This is a genomic window from Streptomyces alanosinicus, assembly GCF_014650595.1.
In the GTDB taxonomy this organism is placed as follows: domain Bacteria; phylum Actinomycetota; class Actinomycetes; order Streptomycetales; family Streptomycetaceae; genus Streptomyces; species Streptomyces alanosinicus.
In genome coordinates this window covers 1-25,095 of record NZ_BMVG01000015.1, presented here as the reverse complement: position 1 = coordinate 25,095, position 25,095 = coordinate 1, and the positions used below count along the sequence as shown (strand labels likewise).

The 25,095-nt window shown below is 72.9% G+C and carries 21 protein-coding genes and 1 pseudogene; 7 read left to right on the top strand and 15 right to left on the bottom strand.

Going from position 1 to position 25,095, the window contains the following annotated elements; translation table 11 throughout:
• The 3 genes from IE277_RS26715 to IE277_RS26705 form a co-directional block, all read right to left on the bottom strand.
• Nucleotides 1-1,236 carry a DUF4032 domain-containing protein gene (locus tag IE277_RS26715; protein ID WP_189956251.1) on the bottom strand — a complete coding sequence of 412 codons (1,236 nt, stop codon included), beginning with the start codon at nucleotides 1,234-1,236 and terminating at the stop codon, nucleotides 1-3.
• A 43-nt stretch (nucleotides 1,237-1,279) separates the two neighbouring features.
• Nucleotides 1,280-2,026: an MBL fold metallo-hydrolase gene (locus IE277_RS26710; RefSeq protein ID WP_189956250.1), complete on the bottom strand. Its 747-nt coding sequence runs from the start codon at nucleotides 2,024-2,026 to the stop codon at nucleotides 1,280-1,282.
• 83 nt (nucleotides 2,027-2,109) lie between these two features.
• Nucleotides 2,110-2,739, bottom strand: a complete 630-nt coding sequence (locus IE277_RS26705) for an alpha-ketoglutarate-dependent dioxygenase AlkB (RefSeq protein WP_189956249.1) — start codon at nucleotides 2,737-2,739, stop codon at nucleotides 2,110-2,112.
• Nucleotides 2,740-2,860: 121 nt separating this feature from the next.
• On the opposite strand from IE277_RS26705, the gene IE277_RS26700 reads away from it, so the two are divergent.
• The gene (locus IE277_RS26700) at nucleotides 2,861-3,484 is read left to right on the top strand and encodes a TetR/AcrR family transcriptional regulator (protein WP_229881976.1); all 624 of its coding nucleotides are present in this window, start codon (nucleotides 2,861-2,863) and stop codon (nucleotides 3,482-3,484) included.
• A 93-nt stretch (nucleotides 3,485-3,577) separates the two neighbouring features.
• Nucleotides 3,578-5,251 (top strand): FAD-binding dehydrogenase, encoded by a 1,674-nt coding sequence (locus IE277_RS26695; protein WP_189956247.1) that lies wholly within the window; start codon nucleotides 3,578-3,580, stop codon nucleotides 5,249-5,251.
• A 3-nt stretch (nucleotides 5,252-5,254) separates the two neighbouring features.
• Here the strand turns inward: IE277_RS26695 and IE277_RS26690 are convergent, their stop codons facing one another.
• Entirely contained in the window at nucleotides 5,255-5,602 is a 348-nt protein-coding gene (locus IE277_RS26690; protein WP_189956246.1) for a DUF488 domain-containing protein, read from the bottom strand.
• Between the two features lie 171 nt (nucleotides 5,603-5,773).
• On the opposite strand from IE277_RS26690, the gene IE277_RS26685 reads away from it, so the two are divergent.
• Both IE277_RS26685 and IE277_RS26680 read left to right on the top strand, forming a co-directional pair.
• Nucleotides 5,774-7,210 (top strand): M1 family metallopeptidase, encoded by a 1,437-nt coding sequence (locus IE277_RS26685; protein ID WP_189956245.1) that lies wholly within the window; start codon nucleotides 5,774-5,776, stop codon nucleotides 7,208-7,210.
• A 394-nt stretch (nucleotides 7,211-7,604) separates the two neighbouring features.
• Nucleotides 7,605-7,832: pseudogene (locus IE277_RS26680) on the top strand (ATP-binding protein); the annotation flags it as partial.
• A 32-nt stretch (nucleotides 7,833-7,864) separates the two neighbouring features.
• Here the strand turns inward: IE277_RS26680 and IE277_RS26675 are convergent.
• The gene (locus IE277_RS26675; RefSeq protein ID WP_189956244.1) at nucleotides 7,865-8,116 is read right to left on the bottom strand and encodes a WhiB family transcriptional regulator; all 252 of its coding nucleotides are present in this window, start codon (nucleotides 8,114-8,116) and stop codon (nucleotides 7,865-7,867) included.
• Between the two features lie 371 nt (nucleotides 8,117-8,487).
• Nucleotides 8,488-9,375, bottom strand: a complete 888-nt coding sequence (locus tag IE277_RS26670; protein ID WP_189956243.1) for a LysR family transcriptional regulator ArgP — start codon at nucleotides 9,373-9,375, stop codon at nucleotides 8,488-8,490.
• 66 nt (nucleotides 9,376-9,441) lie between these two features.
• On the opposite strand from IE277_RS26670, the gene IE277_RS26665 reads away from it, so the two are divergent.
• Together IE277_RS26665 and IE277_RS26660 are read left to right on the top strand one after the other, a co-directional pair.
• Nucleotides 9,442-10,059, top strand: a complete 618-nt coding sequence (locus IE277_RS26665) for a LysE/ArgO family amino acid transporter (RefSeq protein ID WP_189956242.1) — start codon at nucleotides 9,442-9,444, stop codon at nucleotides 10,057-10,059.
• Between the two features lie 82 nt (nucleotides 10,060-10,141).
• A complete protein-coding gene (locus IE277_RS26660) occupies nucleotides 10,142-11,437 on the top strand; it encodes an MFS transporter (protein ID WP_189956241.1) in 1,296 nt (431 codons plus the stop codon).
• Between the two features lies 1 nt (nucleotide 11,438).
• On the opposite strand, the gene IE277_RS26655 is transcribed toward IE277_RS26660, so the two are convergent.
• Nucleotides 11,439-11,897 (bottom strand): cyclic nucleotide-binding domain-containing protein, encoded by a 459-nt coding sequence (locus IE277_RS26655; protein ID WP_189956240.1) that lies wholly within the window; start codon nucleotides 11,895-11,897, stop codon nucleotides 11,439-11,441.
• A gap of 571 nt (nucleotides 11,898-12,468) precedes the next feature.
• Between IE277_RS26655 and IE277_RS26650 the strand changes: the two genes are divergently transcribed.
• The gene (locus tag IE277_RS26650) at nucleotides 12,469-13,317 is read left to right on the top strand and encodes a SigB/SigF/SigG family RNA polymerase sigma factor (protein WP_189956239.1); all 849 of its coding nucleotides are present in this window, start codon (nucleotides 12,469-12,471) and stop codon (nucleotides 13,315-13,317) included.
• Between the two features lie 19 nt (nucleotides 13,318-13,336).
• Here IE277_RS26650 and IE277_RS26645 read toward each other — a convergent pair whose 3' ends face one another.
• The 8 genes from IE277_RS26645 to IE277_RS26610 all read right to left on the bottom strand — a co-directional run.
• The gene (locus IE277_RS26645) at nucleotides 13,337-15,559 is read right to left on the bottom strand and encodes an FUSC family protein (protein WP_189956368.1); all 2,223 of its coding nucleotides are present in this window, start codon (nucleotides 15,557-15,559) and stop codon (nucleotides 13,337-13,339) included.
• Nucleotides 15,560-15,678: 119 nt separating this feature from the next.
• On the bottom strand, nucleotides 15,679-17,055 hold the full coding sequence (locus IE277_RS26640; protein ID WP_189956238.1) for an NAD(P)/FAD-dependent oxidoreductase: 1,377 nt from the start codon (nucleotides 17,053-17,055) through the stop codon (nucleotides 15,679-15,681).
• 254 nt (nucleotides 17,056-17,309) lie between these two features.
• Complete coding sequence (locus IE277_RS26635) at nucleotides 17,310-17,744, bottom strand: ATP-binding protein (protein ID WP_189956237.1); 435 nt, start codon at nucleotides 17,742-17,744, stop codon at nucleotides 17,310-17,312.
• A 189-nt stretch (nucleotides 17,745-17,933) separates the two neighbouring features.
• A complete protein-coding gene (locus IE277_RS26630) occupies nucleotides 17,934-19,832 on the bottom strand; it encodes an AMP-dependent synthetase/ligase (RefSeq protein ID WP_189956236.1) in 1,899 nt (632 codons plus the stop codon).
• A 135-nt stretch (nucleotides 19,833-19,967) separates the two neighbouring features.
• Nucleotides 19,968-21,056 (bottom strand): glutamate--cysteine ligase 2, encoded by a 1,089-nt coding sequence (locus IE277_RS26625; RefSeq protein ID WP_189956367.1) that lies wholly within the window; start codon nucleotides 21,054-21,056, stop codon nucleotides 19,968-19,970.
• 91 nt (nucleotides 21,057-21,147) lie between these two features.
• The gene (gene glgB, locus IE277_RS26620; RefSeq protein ID WP_189956235.1) at nucleotides 21,148-23,364 is read right to left on the bottom strand and encodes a 1,4-alpha-glucan branching enzyme; all 2,217 of its coding nucleotides are present in this window, start codon (nucleotides 23,362-23,364) and stop codon (nucleotides 21,148-21,150) included.
• Between the two features lie 4 nt (nucleotides 23,365-23,368).
• Nucleotides 23,369-24,733, bottom strand: a complete 1,365-nt coding sequence (locus IE277_RS26615; RefSeq protein WP_189956234.1) for a maltokinase N-terminal cap-like domain-containing protein — start codon at nucleotides 24,731-24,733, stop codon at nucleotides 23,369-23,371.
• Nucleotides 24,734-24,761: 28 nt separating this feature from the next.
• Nucleotides 24,762-25,095, bottom strand: a 334-nt coding sequence (locus tag IE277_RS26610; protein ID WP_189956233.1) for an alpha-glucosidase C-terminal domain-containing protein, incomplete at its 5' end; no start/stop codon positions are given.

Below are 25,095 nucleotides of genomic sequence, written 5' to 3'. Positions count from 1 at the left end.
TCACTCGGGGCCGGCCTGCTCCAGGGCGGCGCGTGCCCGGGGCAGGACGTGTTCGGTGTAGTCCTTGACGGCGGTGTCGAGACCGATGTCGTGCTGGGCGCGTTCGGACAGGTACCAGCGGTGTTCGAGGAGCTGGTGGTAGATCTCGGCCGGATCCATCGAGCCGCGCAGCTCGGGCGGTACGGCCCGCACGGTCGGCCGGAACACGTCCCGCACCCAGCGGTGGGCGAGGACCTCGGGACGGGCGGCGAGGGGATCGCCGGGCGTGTGGTCGTCCTGCGTGGCCATCCAGCTCTCCAGGTCGCCGAGCAGCCGCCGCGCCTGGTTCTGCTCGGTGTCCAGGCCGGTCAGCCGCAGCAGCTGGCGCTGGTGATGGCCGGCGTCGACGACCTTCGGCACGAAGGTGACCGTGTCGCCGGTGGAGGAGTGCTCGATCTGCATCTCGGCGACGTCGAAGCCGAGTTCGTTCAGGCGGCGGATCCGGCGCTCGATGTAGTGGTACTCGCCCGCCGGGTACACCGAGGTGCGGGTCAGCTCCTGCCACAGCCCCTGGTACCGGGTGCAGATCCCGTGCCCGAACTCCACCGGGTCGACGGAGGGGTGCAGCGCGCCGGAGGCCTCCAGGTCCAGCAGCTCGCCGCTGATGTTCACCCGGGCCAGATCAAGGTCGTACTCCCGCTGCCCGGGGCTCAGCCTCGGGTGCAGTTCCCCGGTCTCGGCGTCGACCAGATACGCGGCGTAGGCGCCCGCGTCCCGCCGGAAGAGGGTGTTGGACAACGAGCAGTCACCCCAGGCGAACCCGGCGAGATGCAGCCGGACCAGCAGCACGGCGAGGGCGTCCATCAGCCGGTGCATGGTGGCCGGGCGCATGGTCGTCTCGAACATCGAGCGGTACGGCATCGAGCCGCGCAGATGCCGGGTGACCAGCACCGGCTCCAGCGGGGCGCCGGCGCCGTCGGTGCGGCCGGTGACCACCGCGAGCGGGTCGACGGCGGGGATGCCGAGCCGGTCGAGGTCGCGCAGCAGCCCGTACTCGCGCAGCGCGGGCCGCTCGGCCAGCTCCTTGACGGCGATCACCTCGTCACCGGCGCGCGTGTACCGCACGACGTGCCGCGAGATGCCCCGCGGAAGCGGCACGAGGTATTCCGCGGGCCACTCCGCCAGCGGCAGGTCCCAGGGCAGGGCGAGCAGAAGTGCCGGGTGCTCGGGGTTCGTGGCGCTGATCTGCAAGGCCATGACCCGAACCCTAAGGCCCCGCCCGGGGGTTCGACGACAGAGCCTAGGAGGCTCGCTCCCGGGCCTGCTCGGCCGCCGCGCGCACCGGTCCCTGGTGGACCGGACCGTGTCCGGGCAGCAGGGTGTCGCCGTCGAGCGCGCCGATCACCGTCAGCGAGTCCACGACCCGGGCGCGCTCGTGGTGGAAGAAGTCGGGCAGGATCTGCGGGCCCTTGACCCGCGAGGTCGCGTGCCCGCTGACCAGGGCGTCGCCGGAGATCACGATGCCCGCCCCGGGGAGGTGGTAGACGCAGTGTCCGTCGGTGTGGCCCGGGGTGTGCACGGGCACCGGGCGGCCGGGCAGGTCCAGCGGGCCCTCGCCCGGGAACGGCTCGGGCGCGGTGACGGGGTTGTGGTCGGTGCCGCCGACCTTGAGTACGTGCCGCGCCCATGACACGACACCGGGCCGCCAGGCGTTGCGCACCACGTCGCCGAGGGTGCACTGCTGCAGGAACTCCCGCCGCGCGTGCGGCACTTCGGCCGGGTGCAGATAGACCGGGGTGCCGTGGGCGGCGCGCAGATACTCGGCCGAACCCAGATGGTCGTTGTGCGCGTGGGTGATCAGTACGGCGGCGACCGCCTCCGGGGAACTGCCCACCGCGGCCAGGGACTCCAGGACACCCTCGCGGTCCCCGGGGTAGCCGGTGTCCACGAGGGTGACGGCGTCGCCGTCCTTGAGGATCACCCAGTTGACGTGGTGGCCGTGCACCAGATAGGTGCCGTCGGCGACTTGGTGTACCTCTGCGCGCATGATCTCCCCGAGCGCTGTGCGGCTGGCCGTCGGGGACAGCCAACCAGATCCGCGCGCCGCGCGCACCAGGGGTAGCCGAGGCGTCAGCGCACGCCGTGCGGCCGGAACTGGACGCTGATGCGGGGGCCCGCGGCCCGCGTGGTCTTCGGGACGCAGTGTTCCCAGGTGCGCTGGCAGGAGCCGCCCATCACGATCAGGTCGCCGTGCCCGAGCGGCCGCCGCAGGGTCGTACCGCCTTTGCCGGCCGGGCGCAGCAGCAGGTCCCGGGGCGCGCCGACGGAGAGGATCGCGACCATCGTGTCCTCGCGGGCGCCGCGTCCGGTCCGGTCCCCGTGCCAGGCCACGCTGTCCCGGCCGTCACGGTAGAAGCACAGTCCGGCGGTGGTGAACGGCTCGCCCAGCTCCTCGGCGTAGTGCCGGGACAGGGCCGCGCGCGCCTCGTCCAGCACCGGGTGGGGGAGCGGGTCCCGCGCCCCGTAGAAGGCCAGCAGGCGCGGTACGGCCACCACGTTGTCGTACATCGTGCGGCGCTCGGCGTGCCAGGGCACGTCCGCCGCCAGCCGCTCGAACAGGGCATCGGCCCCGCTCAGCCAGCCCGGCAGCACATCGATCCAGGCGCCGGCGCCCAGCCCGGTCCGGCGCAGACCGTCGAGGGAGCCGAGCCGCACCTCGTCGGTCTGGTCGAACAGGGAGCCCTGCAGGTGCGTGGACATGGCTCCAGAGTACCCATAATCGAAAATGTGTTCCATCGCGTTCCGTCGACTCCGCTCGACCGCGCGGGGCTTTCGATACATCGCTGTATCGGATACGTTCATGTATCCAAAAGGAGGTGCGGTGACGGAGGACACCCCCAGGCGCGTCACCCGACGCCGGGCCGCCACCCGGGCCAAGTTGCTTCAGGCCGCGTTCGAGGTGTTCGCGGCCAGGGGCTTCGGGCGCGTGTCCATCGAGGAGGTCTGCGAAGCGGCGGGCTTCAGCCGCGGCGCGTTCTACTCGAACTTCGCCACGCTGGACGAGCTGTTCTTCGCGCTGTACCAGGAGCGCGCCGACCTCATCGCCGCCCAGGTGGCCGAGGCCCTCGCCCAGGACGGCCCCGGACTCGACGTGTCGGCCGCCGTGGCCCGGGTCACCGACGTACTGCTGCTCGACGTGGACTGGCTGCTGGTCAAGACCGACTTCCTGGTGCACGCCGCGCGCGACCCGGAGGTCGCCCGGGCCCTCCTCGACCACCGCGCCCGGCTTCGCGAGGCCATCGCCGACCGGCTGCTCAGGGCGCGCGGCCACACCGGACTGCCCGCCGTGCTCGGCGATGCGCAGGGCGCCGCGCACGCCGTGGTCGCCGCGTACGACGGCGTCACCGTCCAGCTCCTGCTGGACAGGGACGTCGAGGCCGCCCGGGCCTGGCTGGGCCGGCTGCTCACCGCCCTGCTCACGGACGGCAGCCGGGTCCCCGCATGAGCCCGCACAAGCCCGAATGAGCCTGTTCGACATCGCAGGATCCCGTATACCGCGGGGCCCCGTATGAGGACCGTCAGGAAGGACACAGTCACGATGGACGCGGACGTCATCGTCGTCGGAGCGGGCCTCGCCGGCCTGGTCGCGGCGCACGAAGCCACCAGCCGGGGCCGCCGGGTGGCCCTGGTCGACCAGGAGAACGCGGCCAACCTCGGCGGGCAGGCGTTCTGGTCCTTCGGCGGGCTCTTCCTCGTCGGCTCCCCGGAACAGCGCCGCCTCGGCATCAAGGACTCCTTCGACCTCGCCTGGAACGACTGGCAGGGCAGCGCCCGGTTCGACCGGCTCGCGGACGAGGACTCCTGGGCGGTGCGCTGGGCCCGCGCCTACGTCGAGTTCGCGGCCGGCGAGAAGCGGTCCTGGCTGCGCGGCCACGGCATCGAGCTGTTGCCGACCGTCGGCTGGGCCGAGCGCGGCGACCTCAGGGCCGGCGGGCACGGCAACTCCGTACCCCGCTTCCACATCGCCTGGGGCACCGGCACCGGCGTGGTCGAGCCCTTCGTCCGCCACGCCCGCCAGGCCGCCCGGGACGGACTGCTCACCTTCCACCACCGCCACCGGGTCGACGAGCTGGTCATCGAGGACGGCGCGGCACGCGGCGTGCGCGGCGCCGTGCTCGCCGAGGACAACGTGGCGCGCGGTGTCGCCTCCAACCGCGATCGCGTCGGCGACTTCGAACTCACCGCCCAGGCCGTCGTCGTCACCACCGGCGGCATCGGAGCCGACCACGACATCGTCCGCCGCTACTGGCCCGAACGGCTCGGCACCCCGCCGGCCGAGATGGTCACCGGCGTCCCGGCCTACGTCGACGGCCGGATGCTCGACATCAGCGCCGAGGCCGGCGTCCGCCTGGTCAACCGCGACCGCATGTGGCACTACACCGAGGGCCTGCAGAACTGGGACCCGATCTGGCCCGGCCACGGCATCCGCATCCTGCCCGGCCCGTCCTCCGTCTGGCTGGACGCCCTCGGCCGCCGCCTCCCCGACCCCTGTCTGCCGGGATACGACACCCTGGGCACCCTCAAGTACCTGCGCACCACCGAGGACATCGCCGGATACGACCACTCCTGGTTCATCCTCACCCGGAAGATCATCGAGAAGGAGTTCGCGCTCTCCGGCTCCGAGCAGAACCCGGACATCACCGCCAAGGACCGGGGAGCCGTGCTGCGTGACCGGCTGCTCGGCTCGGGGGCGCCCGCACCGGTGCAGGCCTTCGTCGACAAGGGCGCGGACTTCGTGACCGCGGGCAGCCTGGAGCAGCTGGTCGGGAAGATGAACGCGCTGACCGGCAAGACGCTGCTGGACGCGGCCGAGGTACGCCGCCAGATCGAGGCCCGCGACCTGCAGATGTCCAACCCCTACAGCAAGGACTCCCAGGTCCAGGGCATTCACAACGCCCGCCGCTACATCGGCGACCGGCTCGGCCGGGTCGCCTCCCCGCACCGCATCCTCGACCCGGCCGCGGGCCCCCTCATCGGCGTGCGGCTGCGTGTGCTGACCCGCAAGACCCTGGGCGGCATCCAGACCGACCTGGACTCCCGCGCCCTGGGCGCCGACGGCACGCCGATCGACGGGCTGTACGCGGCGGGCGAGGTGGCCGGCTTCGGCGGCGGCGGGGTGCACGGCTACAACGCGCTGGAGGGCACCTTCCTCGGCGGCTGTCTGTTCTCGGGGCGGGCCGCGGGCCGGCACGCCGCCCGGCACACGGGCTGACAGTCAGCCCGTCAGCAGCTCCAGCAGTACCTGCGCGTGGCTCTGCTCCGGCGTCTTCGACGCGGTCAGCAGGGTCACGCGCTGTCCGCGGGCCGTCCCGCGCAGGCCGTCGAGCAGCTCGGCGGCCTCGGGGGCGGCCAGCTCCGCCTCGTAACGACCGCGGAACTCCTCGTACGAGCCGCCGCCGTGGTACCACTCGCGCAGCTCGGTGGAGGGTGTGAGCGCCTTGGGCCATTCGTCGATGCGCGCCGCCTCCTTGGCGATGCCGCGCGGCCACAGCCGGTCGACCAGGACGCGCAGTCCGTCCTCGGGCTCGGGCGGTTCGTAGATCCGGCGCACACGCACGCTCACGGTCGTCACTCCAGCTCGGGACGGCGGACGGTGCGGTGAGCGTACTGCGCCGCCGCTCGCGCGCGTGCGGGCGACGCGAGGAGACTTGACCTGAATGGGAGGGAGTCCGGCGCACCGGCCCGCCTAGTCTGTGCGCCAGCCGATCATCCGCCACCGCCCGTAGGAGTGCCCGTGACGCCGCCTCGCAGACAGCCCGCCCGGAGCCGGATACCCGGTCTGCGCCGCGGGGCGGTCCTCGCCACCGTCCCCGTCGCCGTGGCGGCACTCATCGGGGCCGCCGCGCCCACGGCGACGGGCGTCACCGGCACGGAGGGAGCGGCAGGCGCGGGCGATCCGTACTTCCCGCTCAGCGGCAACGGCGGCTACCACGTCCGGCACTACGGTCTGACCCTCGGCTACGACACCTCCTCCCGGCACCTCGACGGCACGGCCGTCCTCACCGCCCGTGCCACGCAGAGCCTCAGCCGCTTCGACCTCGACCTGTCGGGCCTGAAGGTCACCGGCGTCACCGTCGACGGCACCCCCGCCGCGTTCCGCCGCGCCGGCCAGGAGCTCGTCGTCACCCCGCGCCACACCCTGCGCTCGGGCGGGGACTTCCGCGTCACCGTCCGCTACAACGGCACCCCGAAGCCGGTCACCGACCCCGACGGCAGCACGGACGGCTGGACCCCCACCGACGACGGCGCCTTCGTGGCGAGCGAGCCGCAGGGCGCCATGACCTGGTTCCCGGCGAACTCCCACCCCACGGACAAGTCGTCGTACGACATCACGATCACCGTCCCCCAGGGGCGCACGGCCGTCGCGAACGGGGTCCTGCTCGGACAGCGCACCGCACACGGCCGCACGACCTTCCGCTGGCGTGAGGCACAGCCGATGGCCGCCTATCTGGCCACCGCCACCGTCGGAAAGTTCCAGGTCCAGCAGTTCACCACCCGTGACGGCATCCGCGTGTACAACGCCGTCGACGCACGTGAGGCGCAAGCGGCCGCGCCGGTGCTGAAGCAGCTGCCGTCCGTCCTGGCCTGGGAGAGCAAGCTGTTCGGGCCGTACCCGTTCCGCTCCGCCGGGTCGATCGTCGACCACGCCCCGGGCGTCGGCTACGCCCTGGAGACCCAGACCCGGCCGGTCTACGACTCCGCGCCCGACCTCAGCACCCTCGTCCACGAGAACGCCCACCAATGGTTCGGCGACTCCGTCTCGCTGACCGCCTGGAAGGACATCTGGCTCAACGAGGGCTTCGCCACCTACGCCGAATGGCTGTACGCCGAACAGCACGGCGGCGACAGCGCCCAGAAGGCCTTCGACGCCCTCTACGCCCGCCCGGCGAGCGACCCGCTGTGGGCCTACCCGCCGGGAGATCCGGGCAACGGCAAGAACATCTTCGGTACGCCCGTCTACGCCCGCGGCGCCATGACCCTGCACGAGCTGCGCGGGGCCGTCGGGGACCGTGACTTCTTCCGGATCCTGCGCGCCTGGGCGGCCGCACACCGCGGCGGCCACGGCACGACGGCGCAGTTCGAGCGGCTGGCCGAGCAGATCTCGGGCAAACGGCTGGACGGGCTGTTCCACACCTGGCTGTTCGCGAAGGGCAAGCCGAAGAACGCCTGAACTCTCACCAGTCCCACACAACTGTCGGCCAGGGCCGACAACATGATCCATCGCAGAACAGCCGTCCCCCACCCCCGAGGCGGTCGAGGCCGCGCGCCCACCCCCGAGGCGGTTGAGGCCACGCGGGCCCCGACGCCCTGCCCGCACATGCTCGGTGACCTGCGCTCACCGCTCGGCGTCTACACCCTCTCCGACGCCGGCGGCCTGCTCCCGGACCCGGCAGCAGACTGCCGTACCATCGCTCCGCCCGATTCCGCTCGCCCGGCACCTCGCCGGGCGGCAGTTCCTGCATATGGGCCCTGGCGACGCTGACGCAGCCGTGGGTGGGGCCGCCGTGGTCGACGTGCAGCCGGACTCCGCCGCCGCGCTTCGGCCCGAGCGGCCGGGTCCAGTCGACATCGGGACGGGCACCGCGCCGGAGGACCTGCCGCATGTCTTCGACCGGTTCTGGCGCGCCGAGAAGTCCCGCAGCCGCCGCACCGGCGGCAGCGGTCCGGGCCTGCCGATCGTGCGCCGTCTTCTCGCCGCGCACGGCGGCACGGCCGAGGCGGCGAGCGAGCCCGGCGCGGGCGCGGTCTTCACCCTGCGGCTGCCCGCCGCCGAGTCACCCGGCGAACCCTGACGCACCCTGAGGCCCGCGGGCGGCTGCCCGGATCAGACGGAGCGCGGCCCGGAACGGGCGCGGCGGCGCAGCGCACGGCGTTCCAGCTCGGTCGTCGCGCCCCAGATACCCATGTTCTGGCCCGTCTCCAACGCCCAGTCCAGGCACGGCTGCCGGACGGGGCAGTGCCCGCACACCGCCTTGGCCCGCTCGGTCTGCACCTGGGCGGGCCCGGTGGTGCCGACGGGGAAGAAGAGGTCGGGGTCTTCGTGACGGCAGGCGGCGTGGTCGCGCCAGTTGTCCATCGAAGTCTCCTGGAGGGATCGAAGTCGTCCGTGTCGTCGTGCCGGCCGGATGTGTGGTCCGGATACGGGTGACCGGGCGGCGTGGGGTGAAACGGCGCATGCGGCAGGGGATCGCGCGAGGACCGCGATCCGGCCATGGGCGCGCGCCCGGCCCACGGCGAGCCGTCCGCGCTCAACAGGCCGGGAAACGGGGGCGGGACGGTCCACCGGGCCGCGGACACCCCTGCCCGACCGGGCACCGGTGACGCGGAGCCGGAGAACGGGAGGGGAGCAGGAGGGGAGCGGGTCGCCGTCCGCCGCGTCACCGTTCGGCCACCGTACTCCGCACGGCACTCGGCAAGGAGCGAAACGGATAAATCGTGACGGCCGCGTCAGTGGCGCAGTGCCTCGGCCGCCGTCGCGGTCACCGCGTCCGCCAGGGCCGCCAGCGCGGGGGAGTCGAGCTTCCACTGCTGCCAGTACAGCGTGACGTCCATCCATGCCTCGGGAGCGAGGAGCACCAGCCGGCCCTCCGCGAGCAGCGGGTCCGCCTGCACCTGCGGCACCATGCCCCAGCCGAGCCCCGCGGCGACCGCGTCCAGGAACCCCTCCGAGGTCGGTACCTGATGCCGGAACGGGCCGGCCGAGCCGCACCCCAGCCGGCGTACGAAGGCGTCCTGGAAGTCGTCCTTGCGGTCGAAGGCCACGACGGGCGCCCGGGGCAGGGCCTCGGCCAGCGGGCGCCCGCCAAGCCGGGCCTTCGCGAACTCCGGTGCGGCGACCGGCAGATAGCGCATCCGGCCCAGCGGCCGTGCGGTGCAGCCCGGCACCGGCTCGGCCGCGGAGGTCACGGCCGCCATCACCAGCCCCTCGCGCAGCAGGGCGGCCGTATGGTCCTCGTCCTCGCGGTGCAGTTCGTAGCAGAGCCCCGCCACCCGGGTCAGCGCCGGCAGGAACCAGGTCGCCAGGGAGTCCGCGTTCACCGCCACCGACACCCGCGTCGGCTCCCCGGCCCCGCTCAGCCCCAGCTCGCCCCAGGCGTCCCGCTCCAGCCGCGCGAGCTGGCGGGCGTAGCGCACCAGCACCGCGCCGGACTCCGTGGCCCGCACCGGTTTGGTGCGCTGCAGCAGCACCCGGCCGGTGCGCTGTTCGAGCGCCTTGACCCGCTGGCTGACGGCCGAGGGCGTCACATGCAGGGCGGCCGCGGCGGCGTCGAAGGTGCCCTCGTCCACCACGGCGAGCAGCGTCCGCACCTGGTCCAGGGGAAGCTCGGTCATCACAAGCGCTAAGGATACGTAAGAATCTTTAGCTGGACTTGCATGAACGCCGTCCCTAGCGTCGACGGCATGAACCACGCCCTGACCGCCGCGGTCGCCGGATTCGGCACCGGCCTCTCCCTGATCGTCGCCATCGGCGCCCAGAACGCCTTCGTCCTGCGGCAGGGGGTGCGCCGGGACGCGGTCCTCGCCGTGGTGGGCATCTGCGCCCTGTCCGACGCGGTGCTGATCGCCCTCGGCGTCGGCGGGGTCGGGGCGGTCGTGGTGGCGTGGCCGGGCGCGGTCCGGGCGGTCGGGATCGTCGGGGGCGTCTTTCTGCTCTGCTACGGGGCCCTCGCCGCCCGCCGGGTGCTCAGGCCGGGTGCCACCGGGCTGAGCACCGAGGGGGAGGCCGCCGGCACCCGGCGCCGGGCGGTGCTCACCTGTCTGGCGCTGACCTGGCTCAACCCGCATGTCTACCTGGACACCGTGTTCCTGCTCGGGTCCCTCGCCGCCGACCGGGGCGCGCTGCGCTGGACCTTCGGACTCGGCGCCGCGCTCGCGAGCCTGTGCTGGTTCGCGGCGCTCGGGTTCGGCGCCCGGCTGCTCGGCCGCTTCCTGGCCCGGCCGGCGGCCTGGCGGATCCTCGACGGCCTGGTCGCCGTCACCATGCTGGCGCTGGGGGCGATGCTCATGTCCGGATCCTGAGCACATCTTTCGGCATGTACATGGGGCGGTGAGATAGTCAGGCTCGCGAAGAGAAAAGATGTAACGAGCAACCAGGACACCCGTGGACACGAGCGAGAGCAGCACCACCGAACCCGGCTCCTCGACAGCGCCGGCGCCGCCGCGGAGCGGCTGGCGCGGCTGGGCGATGGACACCCGGCCGCTGCGCATCCCCGCCTACCGGCGCCTGTGGACCTCGACCATCGTCACCGCCGTCGGCAGTCAGCTCACCGCCGTCGCCGTGCCGAAGCAGATCTACGACATCACGCACTCCTCGGCCTGGGTCGGCTACGCGAGCCTGGCGGGCCTCGTGCCCATGGTGGCGTTCGCCCTGTGGGGCGGGGCGGTCGCCGACACCGTGGACCGTCGCAAGCTGCTGCTGGTCACCAACTGCGGCATCGCCGTGACCTCGCTGCTGTTCTGGGCGCAGGCCGCCGGCGGACTGGACTCGGTCGCCGTCCTCATCGTCCTGCTGGCGTTGCAGCAGGCGTTCTTCGGCCTCAACGCCCCGGCCCGCAACGCCTCCGTCGCCCGGCTGGTGCCGGCCGCGGAGCTGCCCGCCGCGGGCGCGCTGGGCTCCACGGTGATGCAGACCGGCCTGGTGGCGGGCCCGCTGCTCGCCGGTACGCTGATCCCGGTCATCGGGCTGCCCGAGCTGTATCTCATCGACGCCCTGGCCCTGTGTGTGACGGTGTGGGCCGTCTTCCGGCTGCCCGCGTTGCCGCCGCTCGGCGAGGCCCCGGCCCGCCGGGCCGGGGTGCGCGAGATAGCCGCCGGGTTCCGGTACATCTCCCGGCACAAGGTGCTGCTGCTGTCCTTCCTCGCCGACGTCGTCGCCATGGTCCTCGGTATGCCCCGCGCCCTGTTCCCGCAGCTGGCCGCCCAGACCTATCACTCCTACGGCGAAGGGCTCGCGCTCGGTGTGCTGTTCGCCGGCATCCCGGTGGGCGCGGTGCTCGGCGGCCTGTTCTCGGGGGCGTTCTCGCGGGCCCGCCGGCACGGCTGGATGGTCATCGGCGCGGTCGTCGCCTGGGGCGTGGCCATCGCCGGCTTCGGGATGAGCGGCAGTCTGTGGGTGGCCCTGGCCTTCCTCGCCGCTGCCGGGATCGCCGACATGGTCTCCATGGTGTTCCGTGGCGCGATCCTGTTGTCGGCGGCGACCGACGAGATGCGCGGCCGGATGCAGGGGGTGTTCACCGTGGTCGTCGCGGGCGGCCCGCGCCTGGCCGACGTGCTGCACGGCACGGCCGGCTCGGCGTTCGGCCCACGGGCCACCGTGGCGGGGGGCGGCGCGCTGGTCGTCGTGGTGATGCTGGGTCTGGCGGCCGCCGTCCCGGCACTGCGCCGCTACCGGATCTGAGTCATATCAGACCGGTGCGCCGCCGGATCGCGTACTGGTCCATCAGCTTGCCCCGGGTCGTCTCCAGACGGTTGGCGAGGATCTCGGCCACCGTCCGCACCAGCGAGAGCCCGAGCAGCGGATCCTCCACGCTGAGCGCGAGCACGGAGGGCCCGTCGAACTGGTAGGCCCGTACGTTGCTGAAGGCCACCGCGCCGAAGTCCCACACGTACGGCGGGAACAGCCAGGACCAGCCGAGCAGGTCGCCCGCGCCGAGCGAGGCCACCGTCACCCGCTGCCGCGAGGTGACCTCCTGGTCCAGGTGGACCGCGCCCGAACGGATCACCCAGAACCGGTCGGCGGTGCCGCCCGCCTCGAAGATGCGCGTGTCCTCCGGGAACGAGACCTCCTCGGCCAGCTCCATCAGGCGCTCGCGCTGCGCCTGGGGCAGGGCGGTCAGGAGTTTGATCGCTTTGGTCATGGCGCGGGGCTCCTCACCGGCGGCGGTTCGGGTGCTTTCCTCTCAGCCCATTTCAGCCGCTGCGGCCCCTGCGGGCACCTCGAAGGACACGGCTCTCCTCGCCGGGTCCCCGGTCCGTGGCCGCGCACGGGCAGCAAAGAGCCCTGGCTGGACGGGGGAGGCCAGCCAGGGCCGTATGCGGTGGCGCGCCGGAGGGAGGAAGGACGGTTCCGGTCACCTCGGACACCCCGTATGCATGAACGATAAACCATCTAGGGGGCGTCCGGGCAACCCAAAAAAGGGTCACGTGACCTGTTTCACGCCGGCGCCATGACCGACGCGGTGCCGCGCGGGTGCCGTGCCGGAGCCGTCCGGGACGTTCCGCCCTCACGGTGTTTGCTCCCCCGGGCACGGGGCAGGCGGATTCTCGTGCTTCGCACCGGAGGCGCGCGCCCAGTGGGCAGACCGCCGGGATCCCCGCTTCTGGCGGACCGGGCGACTGACCCGCGGCGCACCTGACCAGATCGTTCGGGCAGGCTCCGGAACCCCGTTCCGGCGTGTGCCCGAAAACCACGTTCAGGAGCGATTCCGCATGCTGACCGACCTGACGACAAGCCGTCCCGGCACACCCGCCACCGGCGCCGACACCGCACCCGCGCGCACGGCCCACGAGGATGCCCCCGACACCGCGGAACTGTTCGCCCGGCTGGCCGGCCTGGACGACGGCCCCGAACGCGAGGCCGTACGCTCCCGGATCGTCGCCGCCTGGCTGCCCATGGCCCATCGGATCGCGGGCCGCTTCCGCGACCGGGGCGAGTCCGTCGAGGACCTGCGGCAGGTCGCCGCGCTCGGACTCGTGAAGGCCGTCGACCGGTTCGACCCCGCTCGCGGGGCCTTCGAGAGCTATGCCGTGCCGACCGTCACCGGTGAGGTCAAGCGGCACTTCCGCGACCGGATGTGGGCCCTGAGGGTGCCACGCCGCATCCAGGACCTGCGCAACCGGGTGCGCGTGGCCCGCCGCGAACTCGCCGAACACCCTGGCGGCAACGAGCCCACCGTCGCCGCCGTGGCCGCCCACACCGGCCTCACCGAGGAGGAGGTCGGCGCCGGCACGGCGGCGCTGGAGAGCTTCAGCACCCTGTCCCTGGACGCCGAACTGCCCCTCGGGGACGACAGCTACAGCCTCGCCGAGACGCTCGGCGGCACGGACGCCTCGTTCGACGTCGTGGTCGACCGCGAGGCCGCCAAGCAAGGGCTGCGCCGGCTGTCCGAGCGCGAACGGGCCATCCTCTACATGCGGTTCTTCGAGGACATGACGCAGAGCCGCATCGCCGACCTGCTGGGCATCTCCCAGATGCATGTCTCCCGGCTGATCAGCCGCAGCTGCGCCCGCGTCCGAGACGAGGCGCTGGGCCGACGCGGCGCCGCCGGCCCGGCATGAGCGCGCGGCCGACGGAACGTCACTTCTTCGGCCGGTCCGCCCCGGTGGTGATGCCCAGCGGCCGGGCCAGACCTGACACCGCCTCGTCCAGGCGTTGCAGATGGCGCAGCACCCGGTCGGTGACCCGGCCGTAGCGCGGGGTGCGCAGGGTGCCCGGCTCCAGCATCGAGGCGATGCTCGGGCCGCGCTCGATCTCCGCTGCGGCCCGCGGATCGGCGACATGCGCGGCGATCGCCTCGATGTTGTGCACGATCCGCGCGCACGCCCCGCTCAGCCGGGGATCCGCCGCGATCGACGGGTGGGTCGGCAGCAGTTCGGCCGTGGCCGCGAGGGACCGCGCGTGATACGCGCAGGTCTCCAGCAGCGCCACCACGTACCGGGCGGTGTCCCGGCGGGCGCGCAGCGGGGCGATCGGATGGGTCAGCGGCTCGGTGGCCGCCCGCAGATCGGCCAGCGCCTGGTCCAGATCGCGGGCCCGCTCCACCAGATCCTCGCCCGCCCCGCCGCTCAGCTGGTCCACGGCGGCCCGCGTGACATCGGCGAGCCGGTTCAGCACCTCGACGAGGAGTTCATTGGTACGGCGGTCGGTGTGGATCGGCAGCACCACCGCCGCCGCGATCACCCCGCAGGCCGCGCCGAGCGCCGTCTCCTCCACCCGCAGCACCAGCACCGACAGGCTGTAGGTGTTCAGCAGCGTGTACAGCAGGCCCAGCATCGCCGTGACGAAGAACGACATCAGCGTGTACGACAGCGGCGCCGTGTAGAACATCGCGAAGATGAAGACCAGCACCAGCGTGAACGCCGTCCATGTGTGCTGCCCGACGAGCCCGGCGAGCCCGATGCCGGCCACCACACCGAGCACCGTGCCCAGCAGCCGCCTGTAGCCCTTCACCAGGATCTCGCCGGTGGAGGCGGTGTTGATGAACACGATCCAGCAGGTCAGCACGGCCCAGTACCAGCGCTGACTGGACAGCAGCTCGCCGCCCGCGATGGCCAGCGCGGAGCCGACGGCCACCTGGACCGCGGCCCGTGTCGTGGGCCGGCGCAGACCGGTCGGCTCCGGCTCCTCGGCCTCGCTCTCCTCGCCCGCCTCGATCGCGGCGTCCTCGGCGTCCAGTTCCTCGCGCGAGCGGGTCGTCGCCGGACTGTCGTCCGTCTCGTCCTGCGGCCCGTCCAGCGCCAGCCGCAGCCCCAGGGCGGCACGGGCGGCCTCGCCGAGCCCACGGAAGACGTCCTGCACGGGCGGCGCGGCCTTGGGCAGGTTCTCCTCCTCGCGGTAGCCGAGCAGCCGGTTCCGTACCTGGGCGAGCGCCGTGCCCCGGGCCTCGCCGACCGGCCGCAGCATCAGCACCCGCAGCGCCTGCAGATCCCGGGCGAGCGCTTCGGTGGCCTCGTCCCGCACCGGCAGCTCACCGCCCAGGGGCAGCGGGGCGCCCGGCAGATGCAGGGTGAGGGTGTCGGTCCGCTGGGCGCTGCGCGCGGTGAGCAGCAGCAGGCCGAGCCGCTCGGAGGCGATCTCGGCGTCGGCGATCCGGCGCTGGAGCAGCCGGGCCGTCGTCTCGTCGGAGGTGCCGTCCTCCAGCCGCCCCTGGATCATCAGCGCCGTCTCGTGCAGCCGCGCGGTGGCGGTGCGCAGATCCTCCAGGAGCTTCTCCACGTCGTCGGGACCGGCGTCCAGCAACTCGGCCTGGACGGCGATCAGCTGGGCGAGCCGGGCGCGGAACGCCCGGCGCAGCCGGTCCAGGGTGCCGGCCGGGGTCTCGGGCAGCAGCACGAAGCGCGCGGCGGCACTGCACACGAACGCCCCGCAGATGACGCCGTACAGCGCGGGCAGCGTGGCGGTGGTCGCGTGGACGAACAGGGAGAGGAAGTAGATCTGGAAGCCGATCAGGCCGAGCGCCGTGCCCCGGTCGCCGAACCGCCGGCCGTAGACCGCGCCGAAGATGAGGACGACGAAGAACACGTCCCCGCCGACGACCTGTTCGTTCAGCAGCGCGCCCAGTGACACCGAGGCCAGCGCCACCAGCAGGCCGAGTGCGAGCGTCACGGCCTGCTGGGAGCGCTGCTTCTCGCGGATGGCGAAGGTCGACACCATCGCCGCCATGGCGCCGGCGACCAACTGGGACACCGGCACCCGCAGGGCGGCCAGGACGGCGAGGGTGAGCGCGATCGCGGTGACCGTGCGCAGCCCCGCGGTGAGCCTGAGCAGCCCGGGATCGGACGCCGCGAGCCGGTCCCACATCCGTACCCGTCCCGACCGCCCCGCTGTGCCCACGCCGCCGCGCTCTCTCCCGTGCCAGAAATCGATCTCCGATCCAGCATCGCACGACGGCCCGGATCACCTGCTCCCGGCCGGGCGGCTCACGGGCTTCCCGCGGACGTCCCCTCCACCCGGGCCCGCACCTGTTCCGGCGTCAGATACGCGTCGGTGAACTCGAAGTCCTTCAGCCGGGCGGGCTTGCGGGCCTGGAAGCCGGTGCGTACGAAATCGTCGCCCGCGACCGCGTTCAGCAGCCAGTTGGTCATCACCCGGGTCTTGGCGACGTTGGTGCGCAGCGCCGACCAGTGGTAACCGCGGGCCACCGCCTGGGCCGGCACCCCGCGCAGCTCGATGCCGAGCGGTTTGGACACCGCGTCCTTGCCGCCGAGGTCGACCACGAGACCCAGATCGTGGTGGACGTACGGCTGCAGGGGCTGACCCCGCAGGGTCGCGATGACGTTGTCGGCGACCTTCTTGCCCTGGCGCATGGCGTGCTGCGCGGTGGGCGGGCAGACCGCGCCCTCCTCGCCCTTGGCCAGGTCCGGTACGGCAGCCGAGTCGCCGAGCGAGAACACCCCGTCGTGGCCCGGCAGGGTCATCTCCGGGGTGACCGTCAGCCGGCCGCGCACCGTCTCCGCGCCGAGCGTGCCGATCAGCGGGCTCGCGACGACACCGGCCGTCCAGATCAGCGTGTGCGTCGGCACCACCCGGCCGTCGGTGAAGGTCACCTCCTCGGCGGCGGCCTTCTCGATCGACACACCCAGAGACACCTCGATGCCGCGCCGGCCCAGGATCTCCTGTGCGCTGCGGCCGAGTTTGTCGCCCAGCTCCGGCATGAGCCGGGGCGCGATGTCGATCAGATGCCACCTGATCAGACCGGGGTCCAGGCGCGGGTAGCGGGTGACGGCCGCGTGCGTCAGCCGCTGCAGACAGGCGGCGGTCTCGGTGCCGGCGTATCCGCCGCCGACCACCACGAACTGCAACCGCGCCGCGCGTTCGGCCGGGTCGTCGCTGGCGTCGGCGAGATCGAGCTGGCTGATGACGTGGTCGCGGATGTACGCGGCCTCGGCGAGGGTCTTCATCCCGAAGGCGTGCTCGGTCAGCCCCGGGATGTCGAAGGTGCGGGTCACGCTGCCGGGGGCCAGCACCAGATAGTCGTAGGGCTCGTTGACGATCTTCTCGGTGATGGTGCGGACGACACACACCTTCGCCTTGAGGTCCACCCCGATCGCCCCGCCGGGCAGGATCCGGGTGCGGTACTTCTTGCTCCGGCGCAGGCTCAGGGCGATCGACTGCGGTGTGAGCACACCGGAGGCGACCTGGGGCAGCAGGGGGAGATAGAGCTGGTAGGAGTACGGCGTCACCAGGGTGACGTCGGCCTCGGCGGGAGCGAGCTTCCGCTCCAGTCGGCGGACGCACCCGACTCCGGCGAAGCCTGCGCCAACCACCAGGATCCTGGGTCGTGTCACGGTGTTCATCCCTTTCTGCGGCTCCAGGCGGTCCGACTCGACGCCGCTCGCCTGCCCCGGACCGACGCACACCACCTTCGATCCCACCCTGCCCCGGGCCGTCCCGCCAGCCGGGCGCGGCACGCAGACGAACGCGTGGGCACCAGCATGCCCCCACACGGGCCGCGGTAACCGGCTGTCGCACAGATACGCGTCGTACGTGTACGCGGCACGCGTGTGCCGGGTACCCGGGGGCGGCCGCCGTTCCGCACGGGCTCATGGCCTCACCAGGGCAGGAACGCGTGGATGTCCTTGCCGTCCTCGTGGACGACGACGCTGACCTGCGTGCACAGCGTGCGGACCAGGTGCCAGCCGATGCCGCCGACGCCCGTGCGCGGGACGAAGGGCCGCGGTTCCGGCCGGGCCGTACTCGTGTCGCACATCGTCACGTGTACGCCGTCGAAGGTGCGGCGCATCCGCAGACCGAACGGACCGGGCGCGTACTGGACCACGTTGGCGGCCAGCTCCGTCACGACCAGCAGGATGTCGTCCCAGTACTCGTGCGCGGCCGGCGGCGACCGCGTCGCGAGCGCGCCCAGGAACTCCTCCGCGGCGAGCCGGGCCTCCGTGACACTGTGCAGCTCACCGGCGAAGGAGAAAGTGCGCTCGTAGTCGTCCTGCGCGGGCGGTGTCCCGTCCTGACGTGGCTTCCTCGGCATCTCGAATTCCCCGGTTCCGGCCGGCCGGCGGCTTCGGGGAGCCTCCTGCCGGGCCGGTGGTCGCACTGAACTCTCTCTGCGTCTGCGGGTTCCCCGCAGCAGGGCGGCCTATGCGGCCTGTCCGTCCCCCCGGATCGCGGTCCGTCCCTCCGGATCCCGGTCCGTCCGCCTGGCTCCCGGTGACGGACGTCAGCGGAACACGTCGTCCGGGTCGTCCCGGTCCGCCGGCTCCGCGGGGCCCCGCCCGGCCCGGGACCGCGCCTGGTACATCGCGTCGATCTCGGCGGCGTGGTGCCGCACGATCGCGTCCCGGCGCAGCTTCAGCGACGGGGTGAGGAGCCCGTTGCCCGCGGCGAACGGCTCCGGCAGGACCCGGTAGACCCGGATGGACTCGGCACGGGAGACGGCGCTGTTCGCGGAGGCCACGGCCCGTGCGATCTCCTCGCGCAGCGCGTTCTCCTCACGGGTCTCCCGGGCCGGGCTGTCGCCCTGGAGCGCGAGCGCGGCCCGCCAGTGCGCGAGGAACTCCGGGTCCAGGGTGATCAGGGCGCCGACACAGGGCCGGTCGTCGCCGAGCACCACCGCCTGGTGGACGAGCGGATGCATCCGCAGCCGCTGCTCCAGCGGGGCCGGGGCGACGCTCGTGCCGCCGCTGGTGACGATGATGTCCTTCTTGCGCCCGGTGATCGTCAGATAGCCCTCGGAGTCCACCTGACCGATGTCCCCGGTGGCCAGCCAGCCGCCGCGCAGCACGGCGCGGCTCGCGCTCTCGTCGCCGGTATAGCCCTGGAACACCGACGGGCCGTGCACCAGGATCTCCCCGTCGTCGGCCACCTGGACCACGGTACCCGGCAGCGGCCGGCCCACGGTGCCCGACTTCTCCCGGCCGAGCGGCTGCATGGTGATCCCGCCGCAGGACTCGGTGAGGCCGTAGCCGTCGTTGATGACCACCCCGATGCCCTCGTAGAACAGGGTCAGTTCACGGCTGAGCGAGGAGCCGCCGGAGGTGCCGCGCAGCACCCGCCCGCCGAGCGCCGCGCGCAGCCGGCGGTACACCGTCCGCTCGTACAGGGCGTGCTGCAGCCGCAGATCGAACCCGGGGCCCGGCCCGCTGCCCAGCCGGCGGCGCTCCTCGGCCGCGGCGAAGTCGCGCGCGGTCTGCGCGGCCCGCTCGAACAGGGCACCCCGGCCCGCCTGCTGCGCGGTCCGCAGGAACTTCTTGTAGAGCCTCTCGAACACCGACGGCACGCCGTAGAGATACGTCGGCCGGAACGTGCGCAGCGCCGACGCCAGCGTCGCCTCGGTCGGCTCCGGCTCGTGCGCCATCAGGGCGCCGCCGCGCACACACATCAGCATGATCATGATGCCGTACACATGGGAGAACGGCAGGAAGGCCAGCACGGACGGCTGTTCGCCGGGCGGGGCCGCGGCGTGCGCCCAGCCGGCCAGCAGCGTGTCGCAGGGGTAGGCGAGGCCGCGGTGGCTCAGCGCGCAGCCCTGGGGACGCCCGGAGGTGCCGGAGGTGTAGACGATGGCCGCCGTGGCGTCCGGCAGCACGAGCCGGCGCAGCGACTCCACGGTGGTGTACGGCACGACCGTGCCCTGCCGGGCGAGTTCGGGCAGCGCGCCCGCGTCCAGCTGCCAGACGTGGCGCAGCCGCGGCAGCGCGGCGCACACCGTGCCGACGGTCATGACGGCCTGCTCGTCCTCGACCACCACTGCCACACAGTCCGCGTCCCGCAGGATCCACTCGGCCTGCTCGCGCGAGGAGGCCGGATGGATGGGCACGACCTCCGCGCCCACGCACCACAGCGCGAGGCTGAGCACGGTCCACTCATGGCGGGTGCGGGACATCAGGGCCACCCGCCGGCCGGGCGAGATCCCGGCGGCGACCAGCCCCTTGGCCAGGTCGACCACCTCGTCCCGCAGCTCCAGGGCCGTCATCTGTCGCCAGACCGTGGCGGCGGGATCCGTGCGGTGCGCGAGCACCGGCCGGGTGGGGTCGCGCTCGGCGGTGTCGAAGACGCTGTCGGCGAGGCCGCCGGTGAGCGGCGGGGCAATGGTGGGAGCGAGGGCGACGTCGCGCATGCGCTGCTCCAGGGTGTACGGAGGGTCACACCGCCGACCGGCTCTGTGTCGGCGGTGCTCGAATGTAGCCGAGGTGAGCGCGTTCGGTGCGGGGAACGGCGAAGTCGTGATCGGCTGATGACGTGGGCGTGTCCCTCAGCCCTGCGTATGCCGTACGCACTCGGTGACGACGTCCCGCAGGCTGCCGCCCCGCTCCAGCAGCCGGCGCTGCTGACGTGCGCCGTTGCCGCGCCGCAGCAGCTCCGTGACGCCCTGTTCCGCGCGCTCGGCGTCGCCGCAGGCGGTGAGGGCGTCCCCGGTGTGCTCCAGCAGCGAGCGCAGCACCCGCGGCGCGGGCCGGGGCCGCATGGTCACCGGGTCGAGCAGATCCTGCTCCAGCCCGGACCGGGCGGCCTGCCAGGCGCCCAGCCGCAGCACGCTGACACTGTGGTCCGGCGCCGGCCGGCCGGCCCGCCAGTCGCGTGCCGCCGTCTCCACCAGGGCGCGGGTCAGGGTGGCGACGAGCACGGCGGTCTGCGCGCACAGGCACACATCCGCCACCCGGATCTCCACGGTCGGACAGTGGCTGGACAGCCGGGCGTCGAAGTAGGCCATGGCCTCGTCCAGGATGACACCGGTGGCCACCATGTCCCGCACCCTGCGGTGATACCGCTCGGGGGAGACGAACGGCTCGGTCGGGCCGGCCGACGGCCAGCGCTCCCACACCCGGGTGCGGTAGCTGGCGTAGCCGGTGTCACCGCCCTGCCAGAACGGAGAGTTGGCGCTGATCGCGACGAGCACCGGCAGCCAGGGGCGCAGCCGGTCCAGCACCGCGACACCCTCGTCGTCGGACTCCACCGCGACATGGACATGGCATCCGCAGACGAGCTGGTCCCGGGTGCCGACCCCGTACCGGCCGGCCAGCCACGCGTAGCGGTCGTTCACGGTCAGCGCGGGGTCGACCGGGAGCGGGGAGGTGGCCACCGCCGCGACCGCGCAGCCGAACTGTCCGGCGTGCCGGGCCGCCTCCTTGCGGCAGCGCACGATCTCCTCGCCCAGCTCCGTCATGTCCGCCTGCGGATGCGTGGCGAACTCCAGCATCTGCCCGAACAGCTCCTTGTCGAACACGTCCTGCCCGGGATCGTCGAGGGCGACATGGGCGAGGACGGCAGCCGCCAGCGCCCTCGGGTCGCCGCTGTCCGGGTCGACCAGAAGGAGTTCCTCCTCCACTCCGACGGTGCGCACCTGGTGCCACCCTTCCGTGTCCATGCCACGACCGGGCAGTCCTGGCCGGTACGACCCGACCGCCCCTGGACGGGCCGCCGACACCTGTGGTTCAGCGCTCCGGCGCCAGCCAGAGCGTGGCGAGCGGCGGGAGCGTGAGCCCCAGGACATTCTCCTCGCGTTTCAGCGGCCCCGCGCTGCCGACCCCGCTGCCGCCGTAGCGGACGTCGTCGGTGTTCAGCTCCTCCCGCCAGAGGGGGAACCCGTCCGGGACCCACAACCGGTAGTCGTGCCGGACGACCGGGGAGAAGTTCGACACCGCGAGCAGCGGGGCGCCGTCGGCGGCGAAGCGCAGGAACGCGAAGACGTTGTCGTCGGCCGCGTCGCACAGCACCCACCGGAAGCCGCCCGGATCGGTGTCCCGCTGCCACAGCGCCGGCGTCGCCCGGTACCGGACGTTCAGATCCCGTACGAGATCCCGCACGCCCCGGTGATCGCCGGCCGAGTGGTAGTCGTCGTCGAGCAGCCACCACTCGGGGCCGTGCGCCTCCGACCACTCGGCGCCCTGGGCGAACTCCTGCCCCATGAACAACAGCTGTTTGCCCGGATGGGCCCACATGAAGCCGAGGTAGGCGCGGTGGTTGGCGCGCCGTTGCCACCAGTCGCCGGGCATCTTGGACACCAGCGCCTGCTTGCCGTGGACGACCTCGTCGTGGGAGATGGGCAGGACGTAGTTCTCGCTGTAGGCGTACACCATCGAGAAGGTCATCTCGTGGTGGTGGTATGTGCGGTGCACGGGCTCGTGCTGGATGTACTGCAGGGAGTCGTGCATCCAGCCCATGTTCCACTTCAGGCCGAAACCGAGCCCGCCGCTGTCCGTCGGCCGGGTGACACCGTCCCAGGCGGTGGACTCCTCGGCGATGGTCACCACGCCGGGGCAGCGCCGGTAGACGGTGGCGTTCATCTCCTGGAGAAAGGCCACCGCGTCCAGGTCCTCCCGCCCGCCGAAGACGTTCGGCTGCCACTGGCCGGAGTCCCGTGAGTAGTCGAGGTAGAGCATCGAGGCGACGGCGTCCACGCGCAGTCCGTCGATATGGAACTCCTGGCACCAGTACACGGCGTTGGCGACGAGGAAGTTGCGCACCTCGGTGCGGCCGAAGTCGAACTCGTACGTCCCCCAGTCCGGGTGCTCGGCCCGCCGCCAGTCCCCGGGTTCGTACAGCGGCTCCCCGTCGAACCGGGCCAGCGCCCAGTCGTCCTTCGGGAAGTGCGCCGGCACCCAGTCCATGATGACCCCGATGCCGGCCCGGTGCAGCGCGTCCACCAGGTACTTGAAGTCGTCCGGGGAACCGAGGCGGGGCGTCGGCGCGTAGTACGAGGTGACCTGGTAGCCCCAGGAGCCGCTGAAGGGATGCCCGGCGACCGGCATCAGCTCGACATGCGTGAAGCCCATCTCCCTGACGTAGGCGGGCAGTTCGTCCGCCAGCTGCCGGTACGTCAGCCCGGGCCGCCAGGACGGCAGATGCACCTCGTACACCGACAACGGTGCCTGGTGCACGGGTGTGTCGCCCCGGTGGGCCATCCACTCCCCGTCGTCCCACTCGTACCGGGACACCGTGACGACCGACGCCGTGTCGGGCGGCATCTCCGTGCACCGGGCCATCGGGTCGGCCTTGAGGAACCGATGGCCGTGCCGTGAGGTGATCTCGAACTTGTACCGGGCGCCCTCGCCGATCCCGGGCAGGAACAGCTCCCACACCCCGGACGCGCCCAGCGAACGCATCGGGTACTGCGTGCCGTCCCAGTACGTGAAGTCCCCGGCCACCCGCACCCCCTGGGCGCCCGGCGCCCACACCGTGAAGCGGGTGCCGGTCACGCCCTGGTGCGTCATCGGCTCGGCGCCGAGCGCCTGCCACAGCTGCTCGTGCCGGCCCTCGCGGATCAGATGCAGGTCCAGCTCACCGAGAGCGGGCAGGAAGCGGTACGGATCGTGTACCTCCTGCGCCACGTCGTCGTACGCCACCAGCAGCGTGTACGAGGGGATCTCCGGGAACGGCAGGACGGCGGCGAAGAGACCGTCGCCCTCCGACACCAGCGGGTGGCGCGCCTCGTCGACCACCACGCTCACCGCCCGTGCGTGCGGGCGCAGCGCCCGGAACAGGATGCCGCCCGGGACGGGATGGGCGCCCAGCAGGGCGTGTGGATCGTGGTGGGCGCCGCCGAGCAGCCGGCCGCGGCCGTCCGGGTCGAGGGGGGCCGCCGGGGCCGGCACCGGGCCGGCGGTCTCGGGCAGCGCGGTGTCGCGCCGGGAGGTGTCGCGCAGGGCCATGACCTCAGCCTCCCCACACGGCGAGCCGCTTGATCGCCGCCATCGGTACCGGCAGCCAGTCCGGCCGGTGTCTTGCCTCGTACAGCACCTCGTAGACCGCCCTGTCCGTCTCGTGCGCGCGCAGCAGCGCGTGCTTCTTGCGGGGATCCCAGCCGGCGCGGGCCGCGTAGCCCGCGCAGAACGCCTCCCGGCAGCGGCGCGCCCACTCGGGTCGCCAGGGGCGGCGCTGCCGGGCCGCGTAGTCGAAGGAGCGCAGCATCCCCGCCACGTCCCGCACCGGGGAGTGCGGGGCCTGCCGCTCGGCGAGCGGCCGGGACGGCTCGCCCTCGAAGTCGATGACGAACCAGTCGCGGCCCGCCCGCAGCACCTGGCCGAGGTGCAGATCGCCGTGGATGCGCTGCGCGGGCGGCCCGGTGTCACAGGTGGCGAGCGCCCCGAACGCGGCCCGCAGCCCCGGCACGAACGGCCGCAGGCCCGGTACGGCGTGCGCGGCCGCGTCCAGCCGTGCGCACATCGCCTGCGCCGTACGGCCGTTCTCGCCCGGTCCGGCCGGGCCGAACGCCTCGGCCAGCGCCAGATGCACCTCGGCCATGGCCTGGCCCAGCTCATGGGCCTCGGTGGTGAAGTCGTCGCCCGCGGCGAGCGCGCGCAGCGCCAGCGTCCAGCCGTCGGTCGCGTCCGGCAGGAACGGCTGGAGCACCCCCAGCGTGGCCGGCTGCGGCGCACTCGTACCGAACCAGGCCACCGGCGCGGGCACCCGGGTGCAGCCCTGCGCGGACAAGGCGGCCGTCACCTCCAGGTCCGGGTTGACGCCCGGCTGGATACGGCGGAAGACCTTCAGGATGTACGCGTCGCCGTACACGATCGAGGAGTTGGACTGCTCGGCGTCCAGCAGCCGCGGCGGCAGCCCGCCGGGGACGGGGACACCCGGGTCGGCCTCGAACCGCAGCGGCCCCGCCGTGCCGGGCTGCCGCAGCCGCTCCAGCAGCAGATGGGCCGAGCGTGGGTCGTGCAGCGCGTCGTACACCGCGAGCCCGGCGAACGGGCCCTGCTCGGCCCGCCCGATGAAGGCCCGCTCCAGCCGCGGGGCGTGCTGCTCGCGCAGCCCGAGCAGCAGCTGGTAGCAGTCGCCCGGCAGGGGGGTGCCGCCCGGCGTGGGCAGGGGCGCGTGCGAGGCGTGCACCAGCAGATGCAGACACCCCGGGAACAGCTCGGTCATGGACAGCAGCGACAGATCGGTGACCGGCCGGTCCTTGCCCGCGAACCAGCGTTGCCTCGGCAGCCACCCGCGCAGCAGCCCGGCCAGCGAGGCAACAGGTCCGTCGAAGGCGGCCACGGCTCTGGGCCGAACGGTGATGGTCTTCGGCATGACGCGTCCTTTCCTCGGCGCCGGCGTCTCAGTGACGGGGGCCGATGCGGGATGCGACTCGGGTGAGCCGGAACCAGTAGAAGCCGTGGCCCTGCAGGGTCAGCAGGTACGGCAGCTCACCGATGGCGGGGAAGCGCACTCCGCCGATCAGCTCGACCGGGTGCCGTCCGGCGTAGGTCCGCAGATCGAGTTCGGTCGGCTGGGCGAAGCGGGAGAAGTTGTTGACGCACAGCACCAGGTCGTCGCCGTACTCGCGCAGGAAGGCGAGCACCGCCGGGTTGGACGAGGTCAGTTCCGTGAACGAGCCGAGTCCGAAGGCGGGGTTCTGTTTGCGGATCTCGATCATGCGGCGGGTCCAGTGC

Coding starts and splice junctions, on each gene's coding strand:
- IE277_RS26715 (WP_189956251.1), bottom strand. CDS start 1,236: ATGGCCTTGCAGATCAGCGCCACGAACCCCGAGCACCCGGCACTTCTG.
- IE277_RS26710 (WP_189956250.1), bottom strand. CDS start 2,026: ATGCGCGCAGAGGTACACCAAGTCGCCGACGGCACCTATCTGGTGCAC.
- IE277_RS26705 (WP_189956249.1), bottom strand. CDS start 2,739: ATGTCCACGCACCTGCAGGGCTCCCTGTTCGACCAGACCGACGAGGTG.
- IE277_RS26695 (WP_189956247.1), top strand. CDS start 3,578: ATGGACGCGGACGTCATCGTCGTCGGAGCGGGCCTCGCCGGCCTGGTC.
- IE277_RS26675 (WP_189956244.1), bottom strand. CDS start 8,116: ATGGACAACTGGCGCGACCACGCCGCCTGCCGTCACGAAGACCCCGAC.
- IE277_RS26665 (WP_189956242.1), top strand. CDS start 9,442: ATGAACCACGCCCTGACCGCCGCGGTCGCCGGATTCGGCACCGGCCTC.
- IE277_RS26655 (WP_189956240.1), bottom strand. CDS start 11,897: ATGACCAAAGCGATCAAACTCCTGACCGCCCTGCCCCAGGCGCAGCGC.
- IE277_RS26650 (WP_189956239.1), top strand. CDS start 12,469: ATGCTGACCGACCTGACGACAAGCCGTCCCGGCACACCCGCCACCGGC.
- IE277_RS26645 (WP_189956368.1), bottom strand. CDS start 15,559: ATGTGGGACCGGCTCGCGGCGTCCGATCCCGGGCTGCTCAGGCTCACC.
- IE277_RS26640 (WP_189956238.1), bottom strand. CDS start 17,055: ATGAACACCGTGACACGACCCAGGATCCTGGTGGTTGGCGCAGGCTTC.
- IE277_RS26635 (WP_189956237.1), bottom strand. CDS start 17,744: ATGCCGAGGAAGCCACGTCAGGACGGGACACCGCCCGCGCAGGACGAC.
- IE277_RS26630 (WP_189956236.1), bottom strand. CDS start 19,832: ATGCGCGACGTCGCCCTCGCTCCCACCATTGCCCCGCCGCTCACCGGC.
- glgB (WP_189956235.1), bottom strand. CDS start 23,364: ATGGCCCTGCGCGACACCTCCCGGCGCGACACCGCGCTGCCCGAGACC.
- IE277_RS26615 (WP_189956234.1), bottom strand. CDS start 24,733: ATGCCGAAGACCATCACCGTTCGGCCCAGAGCCGTGGCCGCCTTCGAC.